Origin of the sequence: Blastococcus sp. TF02-8, assembly GCF_003319175.1 — a bacterium.
In the GTDB taxonomy this organism is placed as follows: Bacteria; Actinomycetota; Actinomycetes; order Mycobacteriales; family Geodermatophilaceae; genus Blastococcus.
The window spans coordinates 83944-106803 of record NZ_QOHK01000005.1 but is presented as its reverse complement, the minus strand read 5'-3'; the positions used below and the strand labels follow the sequence as shown (position 1 = coordinate 106803).

The 22860-nt window shown below is 73.2% G+C and carries 25 protein-coding genes; 19 read left to right on the top strand and 6 right to left on the bottom strand.

Features of this window, described 5'->3' with window-relative positions; genetic code table 11:
- Positions 1 to 89: 89 nt before the first annotated feature.
- The 3 genes from DQ237_RS20210 to DQ237_RS11610 all read left to right on the top strand — a co-directional run bounded on the left by DQ237_RS20210 (position 90) and on the right by DQ237_RS11610 (position 4126).
- A complete protein-coding gene (locus tag DQ237_RS20210) occupies positions 90 to 1979 on the top strand; it encodes a M23 family metallopeptidase (protein ID WP_240619588.1) in 1890 nt (629 codons plus the stop codon).
- A gap of 104 nt (positions 1980 to 2083) precedes the next feature.
- Entirely contained in the window at positions 2084 to 3001 is a 918-nt protein-coding gene (locus DQ237_RS11615; RefSeq protein WP_113800297.1) for a cation diffusion facilitator family transporter, read from the top strand.
- Between the two features lie 123 nt (positions 3002 to 3124).
- Positions 3125 to 4126 (top strand): cytochrome c oxidase assembly protein, encoded by a 1002-nt coding sequence (locus DQ237_RS11610; RefSeq protein WP_240619587.1) that lies wholly within the window; start codon positions 3125 to 3127, stop codon positions 4124 to 4126.
- A gap of 71 nt (positions 4127 to 4197) precedes the next feature.
- Here the strand turns inward: DQ237_RS11610 and DQ237_RS11605 are convergent, their stop codons facing one another.
- Positions 4198 to 5787 (bottom strand): MFS transporter, encoded by a 1590-nt coding sequence (locus tag DQ237_RS11605; RefSeq protein WP_240619586.1) that lies wholly within the window; start codon positions 5785 to 5787, stop codon positions 4198 to 4200.
- Positions 5788 to 5868: 81 nt separating this feature from the next.
- On the opposite strand from DQ237_RS11605, the gene DQ237_RS11600 reads away from it, so the two are divergent.
- The 4 genes from DQ237_RS11600 to serB all read left to right on the top strand — a co-directional run bounded on the left by DQ237_RS11600 (position 5869) and on the right by serB (position 10518).
- On the top strand, positions 5869 to 6378 hold the full coding sequence (locus DQ237_RS11600) for a metallophosphoesterase (RefSeq protein ID WP_113800296.1): 510 nt from the start codon (positions 5869 to 5871) through the stop codon (positions 6376 to 6378).
- 11 nt (positions 6379 to 6389) lie between these two features.
- Positions 6390 to 7232: a putative RNA methyltransferase gene (locus tag DQ237_RS11595; protein WP_113800530.1), complete on the top strand. Its 843-nt coding sequence runs from the start codon at positions 6390 to 6392 to the stop codon at positions 7230 to 7232.
- 64 nt (positions 7233 to 7296) lie between these two features.
- Positions 7297 to 9048, top strand: coding sequence for a cytochrome c oxidase subunit I (gene ctaD / locus DQ237_RS11590; protein ID WP_113800295.1), 1752 nt, complete (start codon positions 7297 to 7299; stop codon positions 9046 to 9048).
- A gap of 210 nt (positions 9049 to 9258) precedes the next feature.
- The gene (serB, locus tag DQ237_RS11585; protein ID WP_113800529.1) at positions 9259 to 10518 is read left to right on the top strand and encodes a phosphoserine phosphatase SerB; all 1260 of its coding nucleotides are present in this window, start codon (positions 9259 to 9261) and stop codon (positions 10516 to 10518) included.
- Between the two features lie 81 nt (positions 10519 to 10599).
- On the opposite strand, the gene DQ237_RS11580 is transcribed toward serB, so the two are convergent.
- On the bottom strand, positions 10600 to 11166 hold the full coding sequence (locus DQ237_RS11580) for an isochorismatase family protein (protein WP_113800294.1): 567 nt from the start codon (positions 11164 to 11166) through the stop codon (positions 10600 to 10602).
- A gap of 87 nt (positions 11167 to 11253) precedes the next feature.
- Entirely contained in the window at positions 11254 to 12537 is a 1284-nt protein-coding gene (locus DQ237_RS11575) for a nicotinate phosphoribosyltransferase (protein WP_113800293.1), read from the bottom strand.
- Positions 12538 to 12596: 59 nt separating this feature from the next.
- Here DQ237_RS11575 and clpS point away from each other — a divergent pair, with 59 nt between their 5' ends.
- Together clpS and DQ237_RS11565 are read left to right on the top strand one after the other, a co-directional pair.
- The gene (clpS, locus tag DQ237_RS11570; protein ID WP_113800292.1) at positions 12597 to 12893 is read left to right on the top strand and encodes an ATP-dependent Clp protease adapter ClpS; all 297 of its coding nucleotides are present in this window, start codon (positions 12597 to 12599) and stop codon (positions 12891 to 12893) included.
- Positions 12890 to 13378: a DUF2017 family protein gene (locus tag DQ237_RS11565; RefSeq protein WP_113800291.1), complete on the top strand. Its 489-nt coding sequence runs from the start codon at positions 12890 to 12892 to the stop codon at positions 13376 to 13378. Before clpS ends, DQ237_RS11565 begins: the two co-directional genes overlap by 4 nt.
- Here the strand turns inward: DQ237_RS11565 and DQ237_RS11560 are convergent.
- Complete coding sequence (locus DQ237_RS11560; protein WP_113800290.1) at positions 13317 to 13670, bottom strand: hypothetical protein; 354 nt, start codon at positions 13668 to 13670, stop codon at positions 13317 to 13319. The two genes, DQ237_RS11565 and DQ237_RS11560, sit on opposite strands and share 62 nt — an antisense overlap.
- Positions 13671 to 13773: 103 nt before the next feature.
- Between DQ237_RS11560 and DQ237_RS11555 the strand changes: the two genes are divergently transcribed.
- From DQ237_RS11555 to DQ237_RS11510, 10 genes are all read left to right on the top strand, one after another.
- The gene (locus DQ237_RS11555) at positions 13774 to 14259 is read left to right on the top strand and encodes a Mov34/MPN/PAD-1 family protein (RefSeq protein WP_113800289.1); all 486 of its coding nucleotides are present in this window, start codon (positions 13774 to 13776) and stop codon (positions 14257 to 14259) included.
- Positions 14260 to 14378: 119 nt separating this feature from the next.
- Entirely contained in the window at positions 14379 to 14657 is a 279-nt protein-coding gene (locus tag DQ237_RS11550) for a MoaD/ThiS family protein (protein WP_113800288.1), read from the top strand.
- Between the two features lie 47 nt (positions 14658 to 14704).
- On the top strand, positions 14705 to 15655 hold the full coding sequence (locus DQ237_RS11545) for a PLP-dependent cysteine synthase family protein (RefSeq protein WP_113800287.1): 951 nt from the start codon (positions 14705 to 14707) through the stop codon (positions 15653 to 15655).
- Positions 15656 to 15695: 40 nt separating this feature from the next.
- Positions 15696 to 16520: a glutamate racemase gene (murI, locus tag DQ237_RS11540; protein ID WP_113800286.1), complete on the top strand. Its 825-nt coding sequence runs from the start codon at positions 15696 to 15698 to the stop codon at positions 16518 to 16520.
- Complete coding sequence (locus tag DQ237_RS11535) at positions 16517 to 17260, top strand: MBL fold metallo-hydrolase (RefSeq protein WP_113800285.1); 744 nt, start codon at positions 16517 to 16519, stop codon at positions 17258 to 17260. Before murI ends, DQ237_RS11535 begins: the two co-directional genes overlap by 4 nt.
- A 59-nt stretch (positions 17261 to 17319) precedes the next feature.
- Complete coding sequence (locus DQ237_RS11530; RefSeq protein ID WP_113800284.1) at positions 17320 to 18261, top strand: DNA polymerase domain-containing protein; 942 nt, start codon at positions 17320 to 17322, stop codon at positions 18259 to 18261.
- Between the two features lie 149 nt (positions 18262 to 18410).
- Positions 18411 to 19286, top strand: a complete 876-nt coding sequence (locus tag DQ237_RS11525; RefSeq protein WP_205730176.1) for a hypothetical protein — start codon at positions 18411 to 18413, stop codon at positions 19284 to 19286.
- 67 nt (positions 19287 to 19353) lie between these two features.
- Positions 19354 to 19941 carry a QsdR family transcriptional regulator gene (locus DQ237_RS11520; protein WP_113800283.1) on the top strand — a complete coding sequence of 196 codons (588 nt, stop codon included), beginning with the start codon at positions 19354 to 19356 and terminating at the stop codon, positions 19939 to 19941.
- An 86-nt stretch (positions 19942 to 20027) separates the two neighbouring features.
- Positions 20028 to 20513, top strand: coding sequence for a DUF4262 domain-containing protein (locus DQ237_RS11515; protein WP_113800282.1), 486 nt, complete (start codon positions 20028 to 20030; stop codon positions 20511 to 20513).
- A gap of 142 nt (positions 20514 to 20655) precedes the next feature.
- Positions 20656 to 21858, top strand: coding sequence for a low temperature requirement protein A (locus DQ237_RS11510; RefSeq protein WP_113800281.1), 1203 nt, complete (start codon positions 20656 to 20658; stop codon positions 21856 to 21858).
- A gap of 5 nt (positions 21859 to 21863) precedes the next feature.
- Here DQ237_RS11510 and bcp read toward each other — a convergent pair whose 3' ends face one another.
- Positions 21864 to 22352 (bottom strand): thioredoxin-dependent thiol peroxidase, encoded by a 489-nt coding sequence (bcp, locus tag DQ237_RS11505; RefSeq protein WP_113800280.1) that lies wholly within the window; start codon positions 22350 to 22352, stop codon positions 21864 to 21866.
- A gap of 52 nt (positions 22353 to 22404) precedes the next feature.
- On the bottom strand, positions 22405 to 22809 hold the full coding sequence (locus tag DQ237_RS11500; protein ID WP_113800279.1) for a YjbQ family protein: 405 nt from the start codon (positions 22807 to 22809) through the stop codon (positions 22405 to 22407).
- Positions 22810 to 22860: the final 51 nt, after the last annotated feature.

Below are 22860 nucleotides of genomic sequence, written 5' to 3'. Positions count from 1 at the left end.
AGATCACGAATCCATCACGGCGTGTTTACATGGGCCCCGCTCCTCTCCCCGGGAGCCGCTTGCAATGTCCGCCGACGGAAGTCAGGTGCATGAGTTCGCTCCACCACGACCGCCTCCTCGCAGAGGGTGCGGTGCCGGTCGACCAGACCGTCACGGCACTCGCTCCGGCCCGCACGACGAGCACCTCGTCCCGCGGCTCCGGCGAGGAGAAGGCCGAGTCCACGGTCCCCACGCAGCGCCAGGGGAAGGCGCCTGCAGGGACCCGCCGGACCGACTCGTCCACCCGCCCCGCCGCTTCTCCCCGCGCTGCGAAGGCCGCGGCTGCCGCCGGCACCCTCGCCGCCGGCGCCAAGGCCGCCCGTGCTGCCACGGCGAAGGCTGCGAGCTCCAAGGCGGTGACCGTCACCGCCGCGACCGCCAAGGTGGCGACGACGAAGGCGGCGACCGCCACGGCTGCGGCCACCCGCAAGGCGGCGACGGCCGCGCGCACCGCCGCGGCCGCCAAGCGCGCCACCGCGAAGCCGGCCGCCGGCACGGCGACCGCCGCCAAGGCGACCGCTCCGAAGGCGACCACCGCGAAGGCGACGGCTGCGAAGGCGACCGCTCCGAAGGCGACGTCTGCGAAGGCGACGGCTGCGAAGGCGACCGCTCCGAAGGCGACGGCTGCGAAGACCGCTGCCGTGAAGCCGGCCGCCGCCAAGGCCACCGCCGCCAAGGCGACCGCTGCGAAGACCGCCGCTGCGAAGCCGACCGCTGCGAAGCCGACGACCGCGAAGGCGACGACCGCCAAGGCGGCCGCTCCCAAGGCGGCCGCTCCCAAGGCGGCCGCTCCGAAGGCGGCCGCTCCGAAGGCGGCAGCTCCCGAGGCGAGGACCGCGGTGCCGACCGGCTCCGCGCCGCGTGCCCGTGGGCGCCACCGCGCCGAGACGCCCGCCACGGCGCGCATCACCGCCGCACGTACCGCCGTCGCCAAGGCGATCGCCGCGAAGGCCGGGGAGCCGGCGCAGCGGCCCACGCCCTACAAGCGCACCCCCGCCGTGGCCGACGTCGCTGCGGTCGTCGACGCCCAGGTGTCGCGCCGCCCCGACCTGGTGGTCGTCGAGGAAGCCCGGGTCCAGCCGGCTCCCACGCCGACCATGCCGGTGTTCATCGAGGCGCCCGCCCCGGTCGTCGACGAGGTGGCCGCGGTCCGGCAGGCTCCCGACGCCGACCCGATCGGTGTCGTCGCGGCCCTGGCCCGCGGCGGTCGGAACCGGCTGACCCGGCGTCCGCCGACGGCCCGCCGCCGTCCGGCGCTGTACCTCGCCGCCGCGCTCGTGGGCGCCCTGAGCATCAGCGGTGCGGCCGCCGGCCAGCCGACCGAGGTGGAGACCACCACCGCCAGCCACTCGGTGAGCGTGGCCGAGGAGCTCGGTCTCGAGGGCGCGACCCCGCCGGTCGCCGAGGTCAACGCGCAGGCGGCGGTCCGCCTCCGCGAGCTCGTCAGCAGCCGCAACGCCCGCGACGCCGAGCGCACGGCTGCCGCCGACGCGCAGGCCGAGGCCGACCGCGTCGCCGTCGCCGCGGCCGAGGAGGCAGCTCGCCCGAAGGTCGTGCTCCCGGTCGAAGGGGCTCGGCTCACCAGCGGCTTCGGTGCCCGCTGGGGAACGCTGCACGCGGGCATCGACCTCGCCGCGCCCATGCGGACGCCCGAGCGCGCGGCCATGGACGGCGTCGTCCTCGAGGCGGGCCCGGCCAGTGGCTTCGGGCTCGCGGTCTACATCCAGCACGACAACGGCGACGTCACCGTCTACGGCCACATGGACCAGATCCTGGTGAAGGCCGGCCAGGTGGTCCGGGCCGGCGACACCATCGCCCTGCTCGGCAACCGCGGTCAGTCCACCGGCCCGCACCTGCACTTCGAGGTGCACGTCGGCGGCATCAACGGCACGAAGATCGACCCGCTGCCGTGGCTCCGGGAGCGCGGCGTCCAGATCTGACGCCCGCCCGCCCACGTGACGCCCCCGACCGGATCCTTCCGGCCGGGGGCGTCGCGCGTGGGGGAGACTTCGGTGTCCGTCCGGGAAGACACAGGGAGCAGTCGATGGGGCACGGCCACGCGCACGGGCCGGTGACGGCGTCCGGTCCGCAGCGGCGCCGGCTCGCCGTCGTCCTCGGGCTCACCGTCGTGGTCCTGGCCGCCGAGGCCGTCGGTGCGGTGGTCTCGGGTTCGCTGGCCCTGCTCGCCGACGCCGGCCACATGGCCACCGACGCTGCGGGGATCGCCGTGGCCCTCGCGGCGGTGTCGCTGGCCCAGCGGCCGGCCCGGGGACGGCGCACCTTCGGGTGGCAGCGGGCGGAGATCCTGGCGGCCGTCGTCAACGGCTTGCTGCTGCTGGGCGTGGCCGGCTACGTGCTGGTCGAGGCCGTCCGCCGGATCGGCGACCCGCCCGAGGTCGGCCCCGGCCCGATGCTGGTCATCGCGTCGATCGGCCTGGTCGTGAACCTCGCCGGGCTCGTGGTGCTGCACGGCGGGCGGGAGGGGTCGCTGGCCGTACGGGGCGCCTACCTCGAGGTGCTCGCCGACGCCCTGGGGTCCATCGCGGTCATCGTCGCCGCCGTCGTCATCGAAGTCACCGGCTGGACGCCGGCCGACACGGTCGCGTCGCTGCTCATCGGCTGCCTGGTCCTGCCGCGTGCCTGGCACCTGCTGCGCGAGGCGCTCGACGTGCTGCTCGAGGCGGCGCCGCGGGGCGTGGATCTCGACGAGGTGCGCGCCCACGTCCTCGGCGTCGACGGCGTCCTCGGGGTCCACGACCTGCACGCCTGGACCATCACCTCGGGGCTGCCGGTGCTCTCCGCCCACGTCGTCGTCTCCGACGAGGCGCTGGCCGACGGGCACGGCGGCCGGGTGCTCGACGCGCTCTGCGCCTGCCTCGGCGACCACTTCGACGTCGAGCACTGCACCTTCCAGCTCGAGGCGGCCGCACACGCCGGGCACGAGGCCCCCGTCCACGACTGACGGCCCCGTCCGGAGGCCGGCCCCGAGCGTGCGAGGGGGTGAGGGGGACAGGGTCCTTCTGCCCAGGCCTCGCTCCGCTCGCCGCGGCTCCCTGAAGGGTGGCCGATCCGGTCCGTCGCCGCGGTGGGACAGTGGAGCCGCAGGAGTGGACGGCTGGAGGAGATCGCGGTGGAGCACGGGCACCACGGAGGGATGTGGGTCCCGCAGGACCCGCCGACGCTGGGCCGGATGTTCCTGCCGCACCTCGACAGCTGGTCGGTCCTCGCCGTCCTGAGCATCGTCGGGGTCGTCGTCTACCTGGCGGCGGTCCTCCGGCTCCGGCGCTCGGGCGTCGCGTGGCCGTGGTGGCGGACGCTCGCCTGGATCGCCGGGGCCGGCTCGTTGTTCGCCGTCACCGGCACGTGGTTCAACGGCTACAGCATGGTGATCTTCAGCGTGCACATGGCGCAGCACATGGTGCTGTCGCTGATCACGCCGCTGCTCCTGCTCCTGGCCGCTCCGGTGACACTGGCGCTGCGCACGCTGCCCCGCGGGCACGGCGCCGCCGGGACGCCGCGGGCGCTGCTGCTCGGTGGGCTGCACAGCCGGTTCGCCCGGTTCGTCGCGCACCCGCTGTTCAGCGTCCCGTTGTTCATCGCGAGCCTCTACGGCGTCTACTTCACCCCGCTGTTCGACGCGCTGATGAAGAACGCCGCGGGGCACCAGTTCATGCTGGCCCACTTCGTGGTCACCGGGCTGCTCTTCTTCGGGCCCATCGTCGCCCAGGACCCGTGGCCGCGGACCTTGAGCCACCCGGGCCGGATGATCGAGCTCTTCCTGCCGGTGCCCTTCCACGCCTTCTTCGGCGTCGCGATCATGATGGCCGGATCGCTGGTGGTCGACAGCTTCGCCGAGCCGCCGGCCGGCTGGGGGGTGGACCCGCTGGGCGACCAGGGGGTCGCCGGCGGCATCGTCTGGGCCTTCGGCGAGCTGCCCACCGTGCTCGTGCTCGCCGTCGTCTTCTTCTCCTGGGCCCGGTCGGACGACCGGCGCGCCCGCACCCTCGACCGGGCCGCCGACCGCGACGGTGACGCCGAGCTGGCCGCGTACAACGCCCGGCTCAAGGCGCTGGCGCAGCGCGACTGAGGGCGCTGGAACGCGGCGCGGCCCGCGCCCCGGGACGGGGCGCGGGCCGCTGGACCGCAGGGGCCGTTCCGTCAGCCGACGTGCACGACGGCGTCGCCGGCCGGCAGGTCCTCCTTGGTGGCCTTGATCAGGAACGCCGACACCAGGGCGCCCAGCACGAGGAGCACCGAGGCCCACGTGAAGGCGGTCGTGTAACCCTCCACCTGGGCGGTGAGGCCCAGCGTCGGGTCCTGCGGGTTGCCACCCGAGGTCAGTGCATCGGCCGTGTAGTTGCTGATGGCAGCCACCGAGAGCGAGGCCAGGACGGCGGTGCCGATCGAGGCGCCCACCTGCTGGGTGGCGTTCAGCATCGCGCTCGCCGCGCCTGCGTCGTGCACACCCGCCCCGACCAGCGCCAGGTTCGACAGCGGGACGAAGGTGAACCCGAGGCCCAGCCCCAGCAGGATCTGACCGGGGAACGGCAGCTGCCAGAAGCCGGTGTCGACGCCGACGAACGACAGCGTGAACAGGCCGCCGGCGGCGAGCAGACCGCCCAGCACCATCAGCGGCTTCGGACCGATCCTCGGCACGAGCGCGCTGGCCGCGCCCGCGGAGATGAAGACGCCCAGGGTCACCGGCAGCGAGGCGAGGCCGGCGTGGACCGGCTCGTAGCCCAGGACCTGCTGGAAGTACAGGCTCAGGAAGAAGAACGCCCCGATGAGCCCGGCACCGACCAGCGTCGAGGTCAGGTACGCACCGCCCCGGTTGCGGTCGAGCACGATCCGCATCGGCAGCAGCGGGTTGCGGGCGCGCATCTCCACGACGACGAACAGGGCCACCAGGACCAGGCCGGCGACGATGAACGCCCAGGCCGGGCCGTCGCTCCAGCCGCTCTCGGGGGAGACGAGAGGGGAGCCCGACGCCATGGCCCGGGCGTTGGCCTCGGCGGCCTCCATGGAGTTGGTCTGCGAGGCCTCGGCGACGCGGGTGAAGCCGTACACGATCGACGCGAGGCCGAGGGTGATCAGGACGGCGCCCGGGATGTCGTACTTCGTGTCACCCGGGGCCTTGCTCTCCGGCACGATCGGCACGGCCAGGACGACGGCGAGCAGCGCGACCGGCAGGTTGACCCAGAAGCACCAGCGCCAGTCGGCGTACTCGGTGAGCACGCCGCCCAGCAGGAGGCCGACCGCCGAACCGCCACCGGCGATCGCGCCGTAGACGCCGAAGGCCTTGGCCCGCTCCTTGGGGTCGGTGAAGAGCACGGTCAGCAGGGCCAGGGAGGCCGGTGCGAGCAGAGCGCCGAAGACGCCCTGGAGGGCGCGGGCGCCGAACAGCATGGCCTCGTTCTGGGCCAGGCCGCCCAGCGCGGAGGCGATGGCGAAGCCCGCGGCGCCCACGAGGTAGGTGCGCTTGCGCCCCCAGAAGTCGGCGATGCGGCCGCCGAGGAGCAGGAAGCCGCCGAAGGTCAGGGTGTAGGCGGTCACGATCCACTGCTGGGTGGCGCTGCTGATGCCCAGGTCGTCGGTGACGGCGGGCAGCGCGATGTTGACGATCGTCGCGTCGAGGATGACCAGCAGGACGGTCATGGCGATGACGCCGAGAGCGAGCCAGCGCTTCTCGTAGGGCTCGTCGGTACCGGCGCCGTCGGCGCCGGTCGGACTGGTCTGGGGCTGTGTCACGTGAGAGATCTCCGAGGTCGTGCGGACGGGGCCGGGATCGCCGGCCGACGGGGAAACCTAGCGGGCTGGGAGCATGTCGTCGTGCCCGTTTCGCTGGTGGTGACCGCCGACACGCACGTCCCCAGGCGTGCGCGTGATCTACCTCATCCCCTGTGGAGGGACATCGAGGCGGCCGACGTCGTGCTGCACGCCGGTGACTGGGTCGACGTCGCCCTCCTCGACGAGCTGGAGCGGCGCTCCCGGCGGCTGGTCGCCGTGCACGGCAACAACGACCACGGGGCGCTCCGGGAGCGACTGCCCGAGGTGGCCCGCCTGGAGATCGAGGGGTTGCGGTTCGCCGTCGTCCACGAGACCGGCGACGCCAAGGGGCGGGAGGCGCGGTGCGCCGCGCGGTTCCCCGACACCGACGTCCTCGTCTTCGGGCACAGCCACATCCCGTGGGACACGGTGGCCGCCTCCGGGCTGCGGCTGCTCAACCCGGGCTCGCCGACCGACCGCCGGCGCCAGCCGACCGGCACCTACCTCACCGCCGTCGCCGACGCCGGGACGTTGCGGGACGTCACGTTCCACCCGGTCCCGCCCCGCTCGTGACGGCTCCGCCGCTGGATCCGAGGGCGGTCGCGCTGCTGTCCTGCCCGGTCTGCCGGGCGCCGTTCGCGGTGGTGGACGGGGGAGCGGGGCTGGCGTGCGCGGCCGGGCACCGGGTGGACCGGGCCCGTCAGGGGCACCTCACGCTGATGCCGCCCGTCCGCCGGCCGCCGACCGGGGACTCCGCCGCCATGGTCGCCGCGCGCGTGGCGTTCCTCTCCGCGGGTCACTACGACCCCCTCTCCGCCGCGCTGCGCGACGCGGTCCTGGCCGACGGGCCGCCGAGCACGCTGGTGGACCTCGGTGGCGGGACCGGGCACCACCTCGCCCGCCTGCTCGACGAGCTGCCGGACGCCGTCGGGGTGGTCCTCGACGCGTCGCGCTACGCCGCCCGGCGGGCGGCCCGCGCCCATCCGCGCGCGATCGCCGTCGTCGGCGACGCCTGGGGGAGGGTGCCGCTGCTCGACGGCGTCGCCGACCGGGCGCTCGTCGTGTTCGCCCCGCGCAACGGCGCGGAGATCGCCCGGGTGCTGCGCCCCGGCGGTCACCTGGTGGTCGTGACGCCGGCTCCGGACCACCTCACCGAGATCGTCGGACCGCTGGGGCTGCTGCGCGTCGATCCCGACAAGGCCGACCGGCTGGCCGCCACGCTGGAGCCCCACCTGCGGCGCACGGGAGCCGTGGCGTACCGGTGGACGGCGCTCCTGGAGCGCTCCGAGCTCGCCGCGCTGGTGGGGATGGGGCCGCATGCGCGACACCTCTCGACCGACGACCTGACGGCGTCGCTGGCCCGGCTGAGCCCGTCCCTGCAGGTGACGATCTCGGTCGACGTGGCGGTCTACGAGCGGCTCGGATGATCCCTGCGGCGCGCCCGCCACGCCCGCCCTGAGAGCTCGCCCGGCACGGTCTAAGCTGCGAGCCGTGACGATTGCACCGGCGCCCATCGTGAGTCGGCCCAGCCCGGCTCACGTGGTCGAGAAGGGCTCGCGGCTGTCGAACCTGCTGCGGACCACCGACCACAAGACCATCGGTCTGATGTATCTGACCGTCTCGTTCGTCTTCTTCATCCTCGGCGGACTGATGGCCATGCTCATCCGCGGGGAGCTGGGGCGTCCGGGCCTGCAGTTCCTCTCGCCCGAGCAGTACAACCAGCTCGTCACGATGCACGGCACGATCATGCTGCTGATGTTCGCGACGCCGCTGTTCTTCGCCTTCGCGAACCTGATCATGCCGCTGCAGATCGGCGCGCCGGACGTCGCCTTCCCGCGGCTGAACGCGTTCTCGTTCTGGCTGTTCCTCTTCGGCAGCACGATCGCCGTCTCCGGCTTCCTGACCCCCGGTGGCGCCGCCGACTTCGGCTGGTACGCCTACGCACCGCTGTCCGACGTGGTGAACAGCCCCGGTGCCGGCGCGAACCTCTGGTTCTGCGGTCTGGCCGTCAGCGGTCTGGGCACGATCCTCGGTGGCGTCAACTTCATCGCCACGATCGTCTGCCTCCGCGCACCGGGCATGACGCTGTTCCGGATGCCGATCTTCACCTGGAACGCGCTGGTCACCAGCGTCCTGATCCTGCTGGCCTTCCCGATCCTGACCGCCGCGATCATGGGCATGCTGGCCGACCGCAACCTCGGTGCTCTCGTGTACTCCCGCGAGAACGGCGGGCCGATGCTGTGGCAGCACCTCTTCTGGTTCTTCGGCCACCCCGAGGTCTACATCATCGCGCTGCCGTTCTTCGGGATCGTGACCGAGGTGATCCCGGTCTTCTCCCGCAAGCCGCTGTTCGGCTACAAGGGAATGGTCTTCGCGACGCTGTCCATCGCGGCCCTCTCGGTCGCGGTGTGGGCGCACCACATGTTCGCCACCGGCGCCGTGCTGCTCCCGTTCTTCGCCTTCCTGACCTACCTGATCGCCGTCCCGACCGGCATCAAGTTCTTCAACTGGATCGGGACCATGTGGCGGGGTCAGATGACCTTCGAGACGCCGATGCTGTTCTCGGTCGGCTTCATGGTCACCTTCCTCCTCGGTGGGCTCACCGGTGTGCTGCTGGCCAGCCCGCCGCTGGACTTCCACGTGAACGACAGCTACTTCGTCGTCGCCCACTTCCACTACGTGGTCTTCGGCACCGTCGTGTTCGCCGCCTACGCCGGCGTCTACTTCTGGTTCCCCAAGATGTGCGGCCGGATGATGGACGAGCGGCTGGGCAAGCTGCAGTTCTGGCTGACCTTCATCGGCTTCCACGGCACGTTCCTCGTCCAGCACTGGCTGGGCGCCGAGGGCATGCCGCGCCGCTACGTGGACTACCTGGAGACCGACACCTTCACGACGCTGAACACGATCTCGACGATCTTCTCCTTCGTGCTCGGCGCCTCGGTCATCCCGTTCGTCTACAACGTGGTGAAGTCCTGGAAGTACGGGAAGCTCGCCCTGCGCGACGACCCGTGGGGTCACGGCAACTCGCTGGAGTGGGCGACGTCGTCCCCGCCGCCGCGGCACAACTTCGTGGAGATCCCGAAGATCCGCTCGGAGCGTCCCGCGTTCGAGGCGCACTACCCGCACCTGCTCGAGCGGCTGCACGCCGAGGCGCACGTGGGCGGTCGTCACAAGCCCTACGCCAGCGAGCTGGTCAACGGCACCGGGACGCGTCAGGGACCGAACGACCCCGACCCGACCTGACAGGTGGGCCCCCGCGCCCGCGATGCACTGCGACGGACGCCCCGTCGGCCACCGGCCGGCGGGGCGTCCGCCGTTCCGGGTCGCCGATCGCCCGGATACGCCTGCGGGCCGGAATTGCCACCTCCGATACCGCTCCGGTGCGCTTCCGGGCGGGGTCCGGGGGCCGGGGGCAGCGGAGGACGGGCGACCGCGGTGCGGCACGATGGCTCGGTGCCGCTCGACCCCACCCCTCGCCCGCAGCCGACCTCCGCGACGACCGCGCCCCGGACCGTCCTGACCGTCAGCGGCGACGACCGGCCGGGCGTGACCGCGCGGCTGTTCGCGGCGCTCTCCAGCGCGGCCGGGCCCGCCGTCGAGGTCCTCGACGTGGAGCAGGTGGTCGTGCACGGCCACCTCGTGCTCGGCGTCGTCGTCGGCGCGGTGGACGACGGCGACCGTCCCGCGGTGGAGGAGGCGGAGCTGCTCGCGCGCCTGCGGACCGTCGCGGACGAGGTCGAGTCCGCCGTCGGGGTGCAGGTGGAGGTGGAGTCGGCCAGCGGACCGGACGCGACCGTTGCCGGTGGGCGGCCGCACCACGTGATCGTGCTGGGCCGCCCGGTCCCGCCGGAGACCGTCGCCGGGGCCGCCCGGGCGATCGCGGGCATCGGCGGCAACATCGACGCCATCCGCCGGCTGTCGGACTACCCCGTCACCAGCTTCGAGCTGACCGTCTCCGGCGCCGAGGCGACGGCGCTGCGCACGGCGCTCGCCTCGGTCGCCACCGAGACCGGCGCCGACATCGCCGTCGAGCAGGTCGGGCTGGCCCGGCGCAGCAAGCGGCTGATCGTGCTCGACGTCGACTCCACGTTGGTGCGCGGCGAGGTCATCGACGAGCTGGCCGCCCGGGCCGGCCGGGCCTCGGAGGTCGCACGGATCACCGCGGCCGCCATGAACGGGGAGCTCGACTTCGCCCAGTCGCTGCGCGCGCGGGTCGCCGTCCTGGCGGGGCTCCCGGAGGAGGTGCTCGACGAGGTACGCGAGCACCTGGTGCTGACCCCCGGCGCGCGCACCCTCATCCGGACGCTGCAGCGGCTCGGCTTCCGCTGCGGCATCGTCAGCGGCGGCTTCACCCAGATCACCGACCCGCTCGCGGAGAGCCTGGGCCTGGACTTCGCGGCGGCCAACACGCTGGAGGTGGTCGACGGGCGGCTCACCGGCGGGCTGGTGGGGGAGATCGTCGACCGGCCGGGCAAGGCGCGGGCGCTGATCCGGTTCGCCGAGCAGTACGGCATCCCGCTGGACCAGACCGTGGCGGTGGGCGACGGTGCCAACGACCTCGACATGCTCAACACCGCCGGGCTGGGCATCGCCTTCAACGCGAAGCCGTTCGTGCGGGAGCAGGCGCACACGGCGCTGAACCAGCCCTACCTGGACGCGGTCCTGCAGGTGCTGGGCTTCACCCGCGACGAGGTCCTCGACGCCGTCCCCTGATGATCAGGTGACCTGATCGTCATGGGTCCTCCCTCGTGGTCGACCGCGAGGGAGGACCCCGAACGGTGAGGGAGGACGGCGTCAGGGCCGGTGGACCGCGCCCTCGAGCACCACGCCCGCCGTCCGCAGCTGCTCCAGCGCGGCCTCCACCGTGCCCTCGGCGACGCCCGCGGTGAGGGGCAGCAGCACCCGGGTCCCGAACCCCGCGGCGACGGCGTCCAGCGCCGTGGCCCGGACGCAGTGGTCGGTCGCGATGCCCACCACGTCGACGGCGTCCACACCGCGCTCCCGCAGCCAGTCGGCGAGACCGGTGCCGTCGGAGGCGCCCTCGAAGCCCGAGTAGGCCGCCGCGTGCTCGCCCTTGTCGAAGACCGCCTCGATCGGCCCGCGGTCCAGGGCCGGGTGCAGCTCCACGCCGTCGGTCCCGACGACGCAGTGCGCCGGCCACGTCTCGACGAAGTCGGGGGAGTCGGCGAAGTGGTGGCCGGGGTCCACGTGGTGGTCGCGGGTGGCGACGACGTGGTCGTACCCCGCGGTGCGCACGTGCTCGGTGACGGCGGCGGCGACCGCGGCCCCACCGGCCACGGCGAGGCTTCCGCCCTCGCAGAAGTCGTTCTGCACGTCGACGACGATCAGGGCACGGGGCATGAGAGGGGACTTCCTTTCCGATTCGCTCGTCGGCCCCGCCCGAGGCTCGTCCCCAGCTGCGAGGGACGAGAGGGACGGGGTCCTTCCTCAGGCGGTGACGGTCTCGAGAACGGGCTCGCCGCGGGACAGCGCCCACGCCTCGGGCGGCAGCGCCTCGCGGACCCGGGCGTAGTGCTCGCGCGCCCGGCGCAGAGCCTCGTGCGGTGACACGTCCTCGCACAGGGCCCCGTCCCGCACCAAGGGGACGACGAGGTCCCGGTCGCGGTCCCGCGGCGACACCGGCTCGCTGCTCACCACCTCGGCGGTGGCGGTGCCGTCGGCGCGGTGCCGGCGGACGGCGTGCTTGCGGCCGCCCACGGAGTTCTTGCCCTCCGAGCGCTTGGCCACCGGGACGCCGTCCCGCTCCACCAGCTTGTAGACCATGCCGGCCGTCGGGGCGCCGGAGCCGGTCACCAGCGAGGTCCCGACCCCGTACCCGTCGACCGGGGCGGCCATGAGACCCGCGATCGCGTACTCGTCGAGGTCGCTGGTCACGATGACCCGCGTCGAGGTCGCACCCAGCTCGTCGAGCAGCTGTCGGGCCCGGGCGGCCAGCGTCGGCAGGTCGCCGGAGTCCAGCCGGATGCCGCCGAGCTCGGGTCCGGCCACCTCGACGGCGGTGCGGATGCCCTGCTCGACGTCGTAGGTGTCCACGAGCAGCGTCGTCCCGACGCCCAGGGCGTCCACCTGGGCCCGGAAGGCGGACCGCTCGTCGTCGTGCAGGAGCGTGAAGGCGTGCGCGCTGGTCCCCGTCGTCGGGAGGCCGTAGCGCCGGCCCGCCTCGAGGTTGGAGCTGGCGCCGAACCCGACCAGGTGGGCGGCCCGGGCGGCGGCGACGGCGGCCTCCTCGTGGGTGCGCCGGGAGCCCATCTCGATGCACGGCCGCTCGCAGGCGGCGGCCACCATGCGCGCCGCCGCGGAGGCGATCGCCGAGTCGTGGTTGAGGATCGACAGGGCCAGCGTCTCCAGCAGCACGCCCTCGGCGAAGGTCGCGCGGACGGTGAGCACCGGCGACCCGGGGAAGAACAGCTCGCCCTCGGCGTAGCCGTCGATGTCGCCGGAGAAGCGGAAGTCGGCCAGGCGGTCCAGCAGCCGCTCGTCGGCGAGCCCCTGGGCGCGCAGCGCGGCCAGTTCGTCGTCGCCGAACCGGAACCCGGGCAGCGCCTCCAGGAGACGGCCGGTGCCGGCGAGCACGCCGTACCGCCGCCCGTGGGGGAGGCGGCGGGCGAACACCTCGAACACGCACTCGCGGTCGGCGGTGCCGTCGGCGAGGGCGGCGGCCAGCATCGTCAGCTCGTAGCGGTCGGTGAGCAGGGCGGTGGCCGTGGACATGGCACCGGAGCGTAGGCGGACCGGCGGACGCGGGCAGAGCAGCGCTCTAAGCTGGGCCCGTGGCCGGACCTCTCGCGCCGACATGGACGCCCGACACCACCGTCGAGGAGCACGGCGATCTCGACCGTCCGTGGGTGACCATCGTGTGGAACGACCCGGTCAACCTCATGAACTACGTGACCTTCGTGCTGCAGGAGCTCTTCGGCTACGACGAGCAGAAGGCGACGACGCTCATGCTCCAGGTGCACCACGAGGGCAAGGCGATCGTCAGCTCCGGCCCGCGGGAGCGGATGGAGCACGACACCAGCCGGCTGCACGCCTACGGCCTGTGGGCCAGCTACCAGAAGGACTCATGAAGCCGTTCCGCGCCCGTGGGAGAGAGTTCGTCGCGCGACTGGACCGCGCCGAGGCGGGCATCGTGGGCCTGCTGCTCGACCAGCTGGAGCAGCTGCTGACGGCCGACGCCGAGGGCGATCCCGTGCTGCAGCGGCTCTTCCCGCCGGGGCACCGGTCGGACCGCGAGATGGCCGACGAGTACCGGGAGCTGACCGAGGAGTCGCTGCGCGGGGGCAAGGCCGACGACCTGGCCACGGTCCGCGCCACGCTGCCGGCCGACGGCGGGGAGATCCGGTTGGACGCCGACCAGGCGGGCGCCTGGCTGCGCACGAGCAACGACCTGCGCCTGGCGCTCGGCACCCGGCTGGAGATCACCGAGGACACCGAGCCGCCCGAGGAGATCGACGACGAGGCGGACCACCAGCTGGCGGTCTACTACTGGCTCACCGCCGTGCAGGGGTCGCTCGTCGACGCGCTGGTCGCCGGTCGCGCCGGCCCCAGGTGAGCAGCACGAGCGCCGCGATCAGCAGGTCGAGCACGAACAGCACGTAGACCATGCCGTGCAGCTCGACGTCGACGGCCATCGCGCCGACGGTCGAGACCAGGACCAGCGCGGAGACCACGAGCAGCAGCACCAGCAGGAGCGCGCGCAGCACCACGATCACGATCACCGAGGCGCGGTCACCCGGCTCGGCGGCGCTGTAACCGCGGTGGCGGAACAGGCCCCGCGCCCCCAGCACGAGCGCCGGCAGCGCGAGCAGTACGACACCGGCGATCAGCAGCGAGGGGACCAGCACGACGGCGACCGTATCTGTAGTCGCGCCGGCCCTGCTGCAGGGACCCGGCCGCGAGCGTGCGAGGGGTCGGGGGGCAACGGTGCCCCTCTACTAGACTGGGGCCGTGCTGCGCATCAACCGCGCGACCTACGACGCAATCGTGGCCCACGCCCGGGAGGACCACCCGGACGAGGCCTGTGGCGTCGTCGCCGGGCCCGAGGGCACCGACCGCCCCGAGCGCGTGGTGCCGATGCTGAACGCGGCGCGCTCTCCCACGTTCTACGAGTTCGACACCGCGGACCTGCTGAAGCTGTACCGCGACCTCGACGACCGCGACGAGTGGCCCGTCGTCGTCTACCACTCGCACACCGCCACCGAGGCCTACCCGTCGCGCACCGACATCGGGTACGCGTCGGGCCCGGCGGCGGACCCGCGCACCCACTACGTCCTCGTGTCCACCCGGCACCACGGGTCGCAGACCGGTCTCGCCGGCGACGAGGTGGAGTTCCGCAGCTACCGCATCGTCGACGGGGAGGTGTCGGAGGAGGACGTCGAGATCCTCGAGACCCACCTCTTCGGGCACTCGCCGACGACCGTCGTCTACGACTGACGAGGGTGACTCCCACCGCCGTCCGGAATCGACGGCGGTGTCCGGGCGTTGCCCGGTCAGACGCACCAACCGCTGCCTCCGCAGCGCCCCCCTGACATCCCACCGAGGAGAACCACGCCATGGCCATCGAGGTCCGGATCCCGACCATCCTGCGCACCCACACCGGCGGCAACAAGACCGTCGAGGGCAGCGGGGACACCCTGGCCGCGCTCATCGACGACCTCGACGGCAAGCACTCGGGTCTGAAGAACCGCCTCGTCACCGAGGAGGGCAAGCTGCACCGCTTCGTCAACGTCTACGTCAACGACGAGGACGTGCGCTTCACCGGCGCCCTGGACACCCAGGTCAAGGACGGCGACTCGGTGACGATCCTCCCGGCGGTCGCGGGCGGCTGCTGAGCGGCTCGCCGCTCCCGCCCCGTCGTCCCCGTTCCGGAAGAGCTCCCATGGCCCGCTTCGCCTCCCTCGTCGACTCCCTCGGCGGCACCCCGCTGGTGGGGCTGCCGAACCTCTCGCCGACGCCCGACGTCCGGCTCTGGGCCAAGCTCGAGGACCACAACCCCACCGGGTCCATCAAGGACCGCGCCGCCATCTCGATGATCGAGGCGGCGGAGAAGGAGGGGAAGCTCACGCCGGGCGACACCATCCTGGAGCCGACCAGCGGCAACACCGGCATCTCCCTGGCCATGGTGGCCCGCCAGCGCGGCTACACGTTGATCTGCGTGATGCCGGAGAACACCTCGGTGGAGCGCCGGCAGCTGCTGGAGATGTACGGGGCGCGGATCATCTCCTCGCCGGCCGCGGGCGGCTCCAACCAGGCCGTGGCGATGGCCAAGGAGCTGGCCGCCGAGCACGACGACTGGGTGATGCTCTACCAGTACGGCAACCCGGCTAACGCCGAGGCGCACTACACCGGGACGGCGCCGGAGATCCTGGCCGACCTGCCGTCGATCACGCACTTCGTGGCGGGTCTGGGCACGACCGGCACGCTCATGGGCTGCTCGCGCTACTTCCGCGAGCACAAGCCCGGCGTGCAGGTGATCGCCGCCGAGCCGCGCTACGGCGAGCTGGTCTACGGGCTGCGCAACATCGACGAGGGGTTCATCCCCGAGCTGTACGACGCCTCGCTGCTGGACTCGCGGTTCTCCGTGGGCCCCGAGGACGCCATCCACCGCACCCGGCAGCTGGTCGAGCGCGAGGGCATCTTCGCCGGCATCTCGACCGGCGCGATCCTGCACGCGGCGCTGGGCATCGCCGACAAGGAGGTGGCGGCCGGTCGCTCGGCCGACATCGTCTTCATCGTCTGCGACGGCGGCTGGAAGTACCTCTCGACGGGCGCCTACGCCGGCACGCTGGAGGAGGCGACCTCCGCGCTGGAGGGCCAGCTCTGGGCGTGATGCGCGCATGTCGGCGCCGCGGTCTAGCCTGACCGGCGACATGGGGACGCAGCCTGGAGCCGACGCGCCGATCGGCATCTTCGACTCGGGGGTCGGTGGCCTCACGGTCGCCCGCGCGGTGCTCGACCAGCTCCCGAACGAGGCGGTCCGCTACATCGGCGACACCGCGAACGGTCCCTACGGTCCGCTGCCCATCGCCGAGGTGCGCCGGCACTCCCTCGCGGTCATGGACGACCTCGTCGCCGACGGCGTGAAGATGCTCGTCGTCGCCTGCAACTCCGCCAGCGCCGCCTCGCTGCGCGACGCCCGCGAGCGCTACGACGTCCCGGTGGTCGAGGTCGTGCTGCCCGCCGCCCGCCGGGCGATCTCCGCGACCCGCAACGGCCGGATCGGGGTCATCGGCACGCAGGCGACGGTGACCAGCGGTGCCTACGACGACGCGTTCGCCGCCGCTCCCGGCGTCACGGTCACCTCCGCCGCCTGCCCGAGCTTCGTGGACTTCGTCGAGCGCGGGGTGACCAGCGGCCGACAGCTCGTGGGGCTGGCGCAGTCCTACCTCGACCCGCTGCTGGCCGCCGGCGTCGACACCGTCGTCCTCGGGTGCACGCACTACCCGCTGCTGACCGGGGTCATCTCGCTGGTGATGGGCGAGGACGTGACGCTGGTGTCCAGCGCCGAGGAGACGGCGAAGGACGTCTACCGGGTGCTGACGCGGGCCGAGCTGCTGCGCGCGGAGGGCGCCCCGCCGCCGCAGCACGCCTTCCTCGCCACCGGCGATCCCGAGCCGTTCGCCCGGCTGGGCCGCCGCTTCCTGGGCCCCGAGGTCGGCGCCGTCCTGCGGGCGGGAACGGTGGGCGCGGCATGAAGCTGACCGTCATCGGGTGCTGCGGCAGCGGCCCCGGCCCGGACTCCCCGGCGTCCAGCTACCTGGTCGAGCAGGAGGGGTTCCGGCTCGTCCTGGACCTCGGCAGCGGCGCGTTCGGGGCGCTGCAGGGGCTGATCGACCCCGGGTCGGTGGATGCGGTGTTCCTGTCGCACCTGCACGCCGACCACTGCCTCGACGTCGCCCCCTTCGTCGTCTGGCACCGCTACTCCAAGCGGTCCTCCGGTTCGCTGGTGCCCCTCTACGCGCCGGTGGGCGCCGAGCGGCGGCTGGCGCTGGCCTACGACATGGACGGCGAGGGGCTGACCGACGTCTTCGACTTCATCCCGGTCGGCCCGGGTGCGCTGCAGATCGGGCCGTTCGAGGTGGAGCTGGCACGCACGGCGCACCCCATCGAGTGCTACGCCATCCGGTTGACGGCGGGCGGCCGGTCGCTGGTCTACACCGGCGACACCGGGCCGACCGACCGGGTCGTGGAGCTCGCCCGCGGCGCCGACGTGCTGCTGGCCGAGGCCGCCCATCCCGACGACGACCGCGACCAGCCGCCGGGTCTGCACCTGACCGGGCGGCAGGCCGCCGAGCACGCGGCGGCGGCCGGGGTGGAGCGACTGCTGCTCACCCACATCCCGCCGTGGGTGGACCACATCGGCCAGCTCTTCGCGGCCAGCTCGGTGTTCCCCGAGACGGAGCTGGTCCAGGCGAAGGCGTCCTACGACATCTGACGGGCCCGACCGGGGGATCCCCGGTTGCCCGGGATGCGGCTGCCCGGCACGGTGATCCGGTGGACGAGGAACGCGCCGGCGTGGCGCTGAGCAGCCTGGACTCGCCGCTGGGCGACGGGCTGGAGGTGCCCAAGCGCGCGCTGATCGACCACTTCGACGCCGTCGCCGACCGGCTGGTACCGCTGCTGACCGGTCGCCCGCTCTCGGTGAAGCGGGTGCGCCCGGGGCAGGCGCCCTTCATGCAGCGCAACGTCAGCAAGGGCGCCCCGGAGTGGGTGCGCACGGTGCCCGTCTGGTCGGAGGGCTCCCACCGGGAGATCCACCAGGTGCTCTGCGACGACCGGCGCACGCTCCTCTGGCTCGGCAACCAGCGCGCGGTGGAACTGCACGTGCCGTTCCTCCGGGCCGGCTCGCCCGAGCCGACCGGCCTGGTGCTCGACCTCGACCCGCCGGAAGGGGCGGACTTCGCCGTCGTCGTGGCCGCTGCCCGCCTGGTGCGGCGGGCGCTGGACGACGCCGGGCTGGGCGCCGCGGTGAAGACCAGCGGATCGAAGGGGCTGCACGTCGTCGTCCCGGTGCAGGGCTCCCCGGTGGAGGACGTCGCCGCCGCGACCCGTGCCCTCGCCGCGCGGACCGCCGCCCTCGATCCCGAGCTGGCCACGACGGCGTACCTGCTGGAGGACCGGGGCGGCCGGGTCTTCGTCGACTCCACCCGGTCGGGCCAGGGGACGATCGTCGCCGCCTACAGCCCGCGGATCCGTCCGGGTCTGCCGGTGTCGTTCCCGGTCGGTTGGGACGACCTGGACGACGTCCGCCCTGCTGACTTCACGGTGAGCACGGCGGCGGCGCTGCTGGGTGACCGCGACCCCTGGGCGGAGGCGCTGCCCGACGCGCAGCGGCTGCCCGACGAGCTGGTCGCCGAGGGGCACACCATCCCCGTCGCCCGCGTCCAGGCCATGCACGAGGGCAAGCGTCGCAAGCGTGCGGCGGAAGGCGCCTGAGACAGATCGAGGAAGTGTTGCGGAACGAGTGGGTGCCGCGCTAGGTTCGCTCCACATCGACGGTGACGTGCGTCACGGCCGGGCCCGGTGCGTCGGTGGCCCCCTCAGCAGCTGCAGCCTGCTGCAGCGACCCCGCCGAAAGGTCCACCGTGCCCCTTCCACGTCTGCTCTCGCGCACCCTCGCCGCGCTGACCATCGCGGCCGCCACCACCGCCGTCACGACCACTCCGGCCTCTGCCGACGAGTCCTGGTGGCGGGGACCGGCTCCCAGCCAGGCCAGCATCACCGCCGAGCGGGGGCCGTTCGCGATCTCCTCGACGTCGGTCTCCGACCTCGCCACCCCGGGTTTCGGGTCGGCGACCATCTACTACCCGACCAGCACGACGTCGGGCACCTTCGGCGGTGTCGCCGTCTCACCGGGGTACACGGCCTCGGAGTCGTCGATCGCCTGGCTGGGCCCGCGGATCGCCTCGCAGGGCTTCGTGGTCATCACCTTCAACACCAACTCCCGCTACGACCAGCCGGATGCCCGCGGTGACCAGCTCCTGGCAGCGCTGGACTACCTGACCGGCAGCAGCTCGGTGCGCTCGCGGGTCGACGCCACCCGCCTGGCGGTCATGGGTCACTCGATGGGCGGCGGCGGCACGCTCGAGGCGGCCAAGGACCGGCCGTCGCTGCGCGCGGCGATCCCGCTGACCGGCTGGAACACCGACAAGACGTGGCCGGAGGTGGTCACCCCGACGCTGGTCATCGGCGCGGAGGACGACACGGTGGCCCCGGTGGCGACCCACTCCATCCCCTTCTACAACAGCCTCACGAACGCACCGGAGCGGGCGTACCTGGAGCTGAACAACGCCAGCCACTTCGCACCGAACTCGCCGGACGAGGACATCGCGTCGAGCTCGATCGCCTGGCTGAAGCGGTTCGTGGACACCGACACCCGCTACACGCAGTTCCTGTGCCCCGGGCCGACGGTCTCCCTGCTGGGGGACATCTCGGACTACCGGGCCACCTGCCCGATGTGAGCCCGCAGTGAGGGGAGGGCGGGTCCCGGCGACGTCGGGACCCGCCCTCCCGGCCTACCCTGCGGGCGTGACCGCCCCGCCGGAGGACGTCGTGCGGCATGCCGCACGGACTCTCCTGTCCGGGCAGCGGCTCGACACGGGCGTGCTCGCCGCCGAGCTCGGCATCTCCCGGGCGACCCTGTTCCGCCGTGCGGGCAACCGGGACGCGATCCTGGGGGAGGCCCTCTGGGACCTGGGGCGGCGCACGCTCCAGGCGCTCGAACGCCGCCACGACGACCGTCCGGCGGAGGCCGAGCCGGGGCGGCTGCGATCGCTGGTGGTGAGCGAGGACTTCCGGTACGCGCTCAGCGAGGCCGTTCCGATCCGTCGCCTGCTGGACGACGAGCCGGCCACGGCCATCCGGATCCTCACCGACCCCCGCGGGCGCGTGCAGCCGCGCATCGTCGAGGCCTACACGGCGCTCTTCCAGCGGGACGTCGACGAGCACGGCCTCGTGCCCCAGGTTCCGGTCCCTCTGCTCGCCCTGGCGGTGGTCCGGCTCGGGGAGTCCTTCCTGTACTCGGACGTGCTGGCGGCCCGGGCGCCGGACCTGAAGGCGGCGACGACGGTGCTCGACGCCCTGGTCGGCAGCGTCTTCGGGCTCGACGGTCGCTGAACGGACTCCGTCCCCAGGCGCCGCCGTCGTCCACAACTCCGGCCGGGACCCGGTGTCGTGTCGGTACCGCGGCCGACGCTGTCGGCATGACGCAGGATCCGCAGAGCATCGCCTGGCTCGACCAGGAGGACGCACACCTCGCGCAGACCATCCGCGCCCACCGCTGGGCGGTCCAGCACGTCGGCGCGGGTGAGGCCGCCGACGAGCCGGCGTTCGGCTACACCATCGGCCTGTTCGGCCTCGGCCACCCGGAGCTGGTGATCGTCGGGCTGGGCCACGACAACGCGCACGGGATCCTCGGGCGGGTGGCCGGCATGGTGGCCGACGGGCGCGACCTGGTGGCCGGCGAGCTGCTGACCTGGGCCGACTGGGGTGGCCGGATCGTCGTCGAACCGCTGCCGGACCCCGGTGAGGTGCTGCTGGCGGCCAACCGCTTCTACGAGCGGCCGGCCGAGTACTCGGTGCCCGCCTACCAGCTCACCTGGAGCCACGCCGACGGAACCTTCCCCTGGGACGTCGACTACCCCTGCGGCCCGGAGTGCCAGCCGCGACCGGGGACGTGGCGGGCGTGAGTCCGGGAGCGAGAACCGGGTCCGGCCCGCCGTCGCGCGGCCATGATGTGGCGGCAGCCGATGGGGCGCCCGGACAGGGGGGAAGCCGATGAGCACAGACGCTCACCGAACCGTGGGAACCGCACAGCCCCGACCGCGCCTGATGAGCGCCCACATCGTCCCCACCGACGAACGGCACTCCGTCACCACCCTGGAGCTGTTCTTCGACCTGGTGTTCGTGTTCGCGTTCACGCAGGTCACCGCTTTCATGGCCGACGACCTCGGCGGCCGCGGGGCGTTGCGCGGGTTGGTGCTGTTCGCCCTGCTCTGGTTCGTCTGGTGCAGCTACACCTGGTTGGGCAACCAGGCGCGCGCCGACGAGGGCGTGGTGCGCCTCGCCGTCATCGTCGCGATGGTGGCCACGTTCCTCGCCGCGCTCGCCATACCCGAGGCGTGGGGGGACGAGGGCGGAGGCATCAGCGCTCCCGTCGTCCTGGCCGTCGCCCTGGCGGTCGTGCGCCTGCTGCACCTGGGCGTCTACGCGGTGGCGGCCCTGGGCGATGCCGGGCTCCGTCGCCAACTGGTCCGCACCGCCGTCCCGGTGGGGATGGCCGTGACGCTCCTCGTCACCGGGGCGGTGCTCGGGGGTCCGACGCAGACGGTCCTCTGGGGGATCGCGTTGGTCGTCGACTACGCGGGCGTGTACGCGGCGGGGACGGACTGGCGGCTGCCCGCCCCCGGGCACTTCGCCGAGCGCTACGGGCTGATCGTGATCATCGCGCTCGGCGAGTCGATCATCGCCGTCGGCGTGGGGGTGGCCGACCTGCCGCTCACCGCGGCCGCGATCGCGGCCGCGGTGCTGGGGCTGGCCGTCAGCGTGGCGCTGTGGTGGTCGTACTTCGACGTGGTGGCCCCGGTGGCGGAGGGTGTGCTGCGAGGCCGGGAAGGAATCGAGCGGGTGCGCCTGGCGCGCGACTCCTACACCTACCTGCACTTTCCGATGGTGGCCGGCGTCATCTACCTCGCACTCGGTGTGAAGAAGGTGGCCGAGTACGTCGGGGACGAGTCGCACCACTCCCTGGCCGATCCACTGCCGGCCACCGCGCTGTGGTCGCTGTACGCGGGCGCCGCCGCCTACCTGATCGCCCACCTGGGGTTCCGTCTGCGCAACGTCGGGTCCCTCAACCGGCCGCGGGCGGTGGTCGTCGTCGTGTTGCTCCTGGCGCCGCTCGTCGTCCACGCCCTACCGGCGCTGGTGGCCCTCGGCGTGCTGGCCGCTGTCCTGGTCGCGCTCATCGCCTTCGAGGTCGTGCGCTACGCCGAGGCGCGCGCCGCCGTGCGGGCCCAGGCGGCCCGCCCTCACTGACGACGTCAGTCCAGGCCGAGGTCGCGGCGGAGCTTGGCGACGTGCCCGGTGGCCTTGACGTTGTAGGAGGCCTTCTCGATGCGGCCCTCGGCGTCGATCACGAACGTCGAGCGGATCACGCCGACGACCTCCTTGCCGTACAGCTTCTTCGGCCCGTAGGCGCCGTAGGCCGCCAGCACCTCCTTCTCCGGGTCGGAGACGAGGGTGATGGAGAGCTTCTCCTCGTCCCGGAAGCGCAGCAGCTTCTCGACCGGGTCGGGCGAGATGCCGACGATGTCGAGGCCGGCCTCGGCGAGGTCGCCGGCGGAGGCGGTGAAGTCGACGGCCTGCGTGGTGCAGCCGGGGGTGAGCGCGGCCGGGTAGCAGTACACGATCACGCGGCGGCCGCGGTAGTCGGTCAGCGAGACCGGGTTGCCCTCGGCATCGGGCAGCGTGAACTCCGGCGCGGGGTCGCCGGCGGTGAGGCGGACGGGCGCAGCGTCGGTGGTGGTCATGACGTGGATCCTGCCGTGTCGCTGCCCGTTGCCCGCAAGGGGGAGGACGAGGTCAGCCCCGGAGGAAGGAGAACCTCACGTGCCGGGTGTGGTTGTCGACGTTGGTGTCGACCAGGCAGACGCGCTGCCAGGTGCCCAGCTGCATGCGCCCCTCGAGCACGGGCACGGAGGCGTGCGGCGGCACGAAGGCCGGCAGCACGTGGTCGCGGCCGTGCCCCGCGCTGCCGTGCCGGTGGCGCCAGCGGTCGTCACGGGGGAGCAGCTCGTCGAGCTGGGCGAGCAGGTCGTCGTCGCTGCCGGAGCCGGTCTCCAGGATCGCCAGCCCGGCGGTCGCGTGCGGCACGAAGACGTGCAGCAGCCCGTCGCCCTCGGTCCGGACGAACTCGGCGCACTCGTCGGTGAGGTCGACGACGGCGGGCACCCCGCCGGTCCGGACGGCACGCAGCTCCGATCGCATGGTCCGATCCTCTCCACCGGGCCGCATCCCCGTCGAGCCGGGGCGCACTAC

What these genes read in the sequence shown, in the direction of transcription:
- murI (WP_113800286.1), top strand. Translation starts at nt 15,696, where the DNA reads ATGGGGACGCAGCCTGGAGCCGACGCGCCGATCGGCATCTTCGACTCG.
- DQ237_RS11580 (WP_113800294.1), bottom strand. Translation starts at nt 11,166, where the DNA reads ATGCCCCGTGCCCTGATCGTCGTCGACGTGCAGAACGACTTCTGCGAG.
- DQ237_RS11545 (WP_113800287.1), top strand. Translation starts at nt 14,705, where the DNA reads ATGGCCCGCTTCGCCTCCCTCGTCGACTCCCTCGGCGGCACCCCGCTG.
- DQ237_RS11515 (WP_113800282.1), top strand. Translation starts at nt 20,028, where the DNA reads ATGACGCAGGATCCGCAGAGCATCGCCTGGCTCGACCAGGAGGACGCA.
- DQ237_RS11510 (WP_113800281.1), top strand. Translation starts at nt 20,656, where the DNA reads ATGAGCGCCCACATCGTCCCCACCGACGAACGGCACTCCGTCACCACC.
- DQ237_RS11575 (WP_113800293.1), bottom strand. Translation starts at nt 12,537, where the DNA reads ATGTCCACGGCCACCGCCCTGCTCACCGACCGCTACGAGCTGACGATG.
- DQ237_RS11615 (WP_113800297.1), top strand. Translation starts at nt 2,084, where the DNA reads ATGGGGCACGGCCACGCGCACGGGCCGGTGACGGCGTCCGGTCCGCAG.
- DQ237_RS11565 (WP_113800291.1), top strand. Translation starts at nt 12,890, where the DNA reads ATGAAGCCGTTCCGCGCCCGTGGGAGAGAGTTCGTCGCGCGACTGGAC.
- DQ237_RS20210 (WP_240619588.1), top strand. Translation starts at nt 90, where the DNA reads ATGAGTTCGCTCCACCACGACCGCCTCCTCGCAGAGGGTGCGGTGCCG.
- DQ237_RS11500 (WP_113800279.1), bottom strand. Translation starts at nt 22,809, where the DNA reads ATGCGATCGGAGCTGCGTGCCGTCCGGACCGGCGGGGTGCCCGCCGTC.
- DQ237_RS11550 (WP_113800288.1), top strand. Translation starts at nt 14,379, where the DNA reads ATGGCCATCGAGGTCCGGATCCCGACCATCCTGCGCACCCACACCGGC.
- bcp (WP_113800280.1), bottom strand. Translation starts at nt 22,352, where the DNA reads ATGACCACCACCGACGCTGCGCCCGTCCGCCTCACCGCCGGCGACCCC.
- DQ237_RS11535 (WP_113800285.1), top strand. Translation starts at nt 16,517, where the DNA reads ATGAAGCTGACCGTCATCGGGTGCTGCGGCAGCGGCCCCGGCCCGGAC.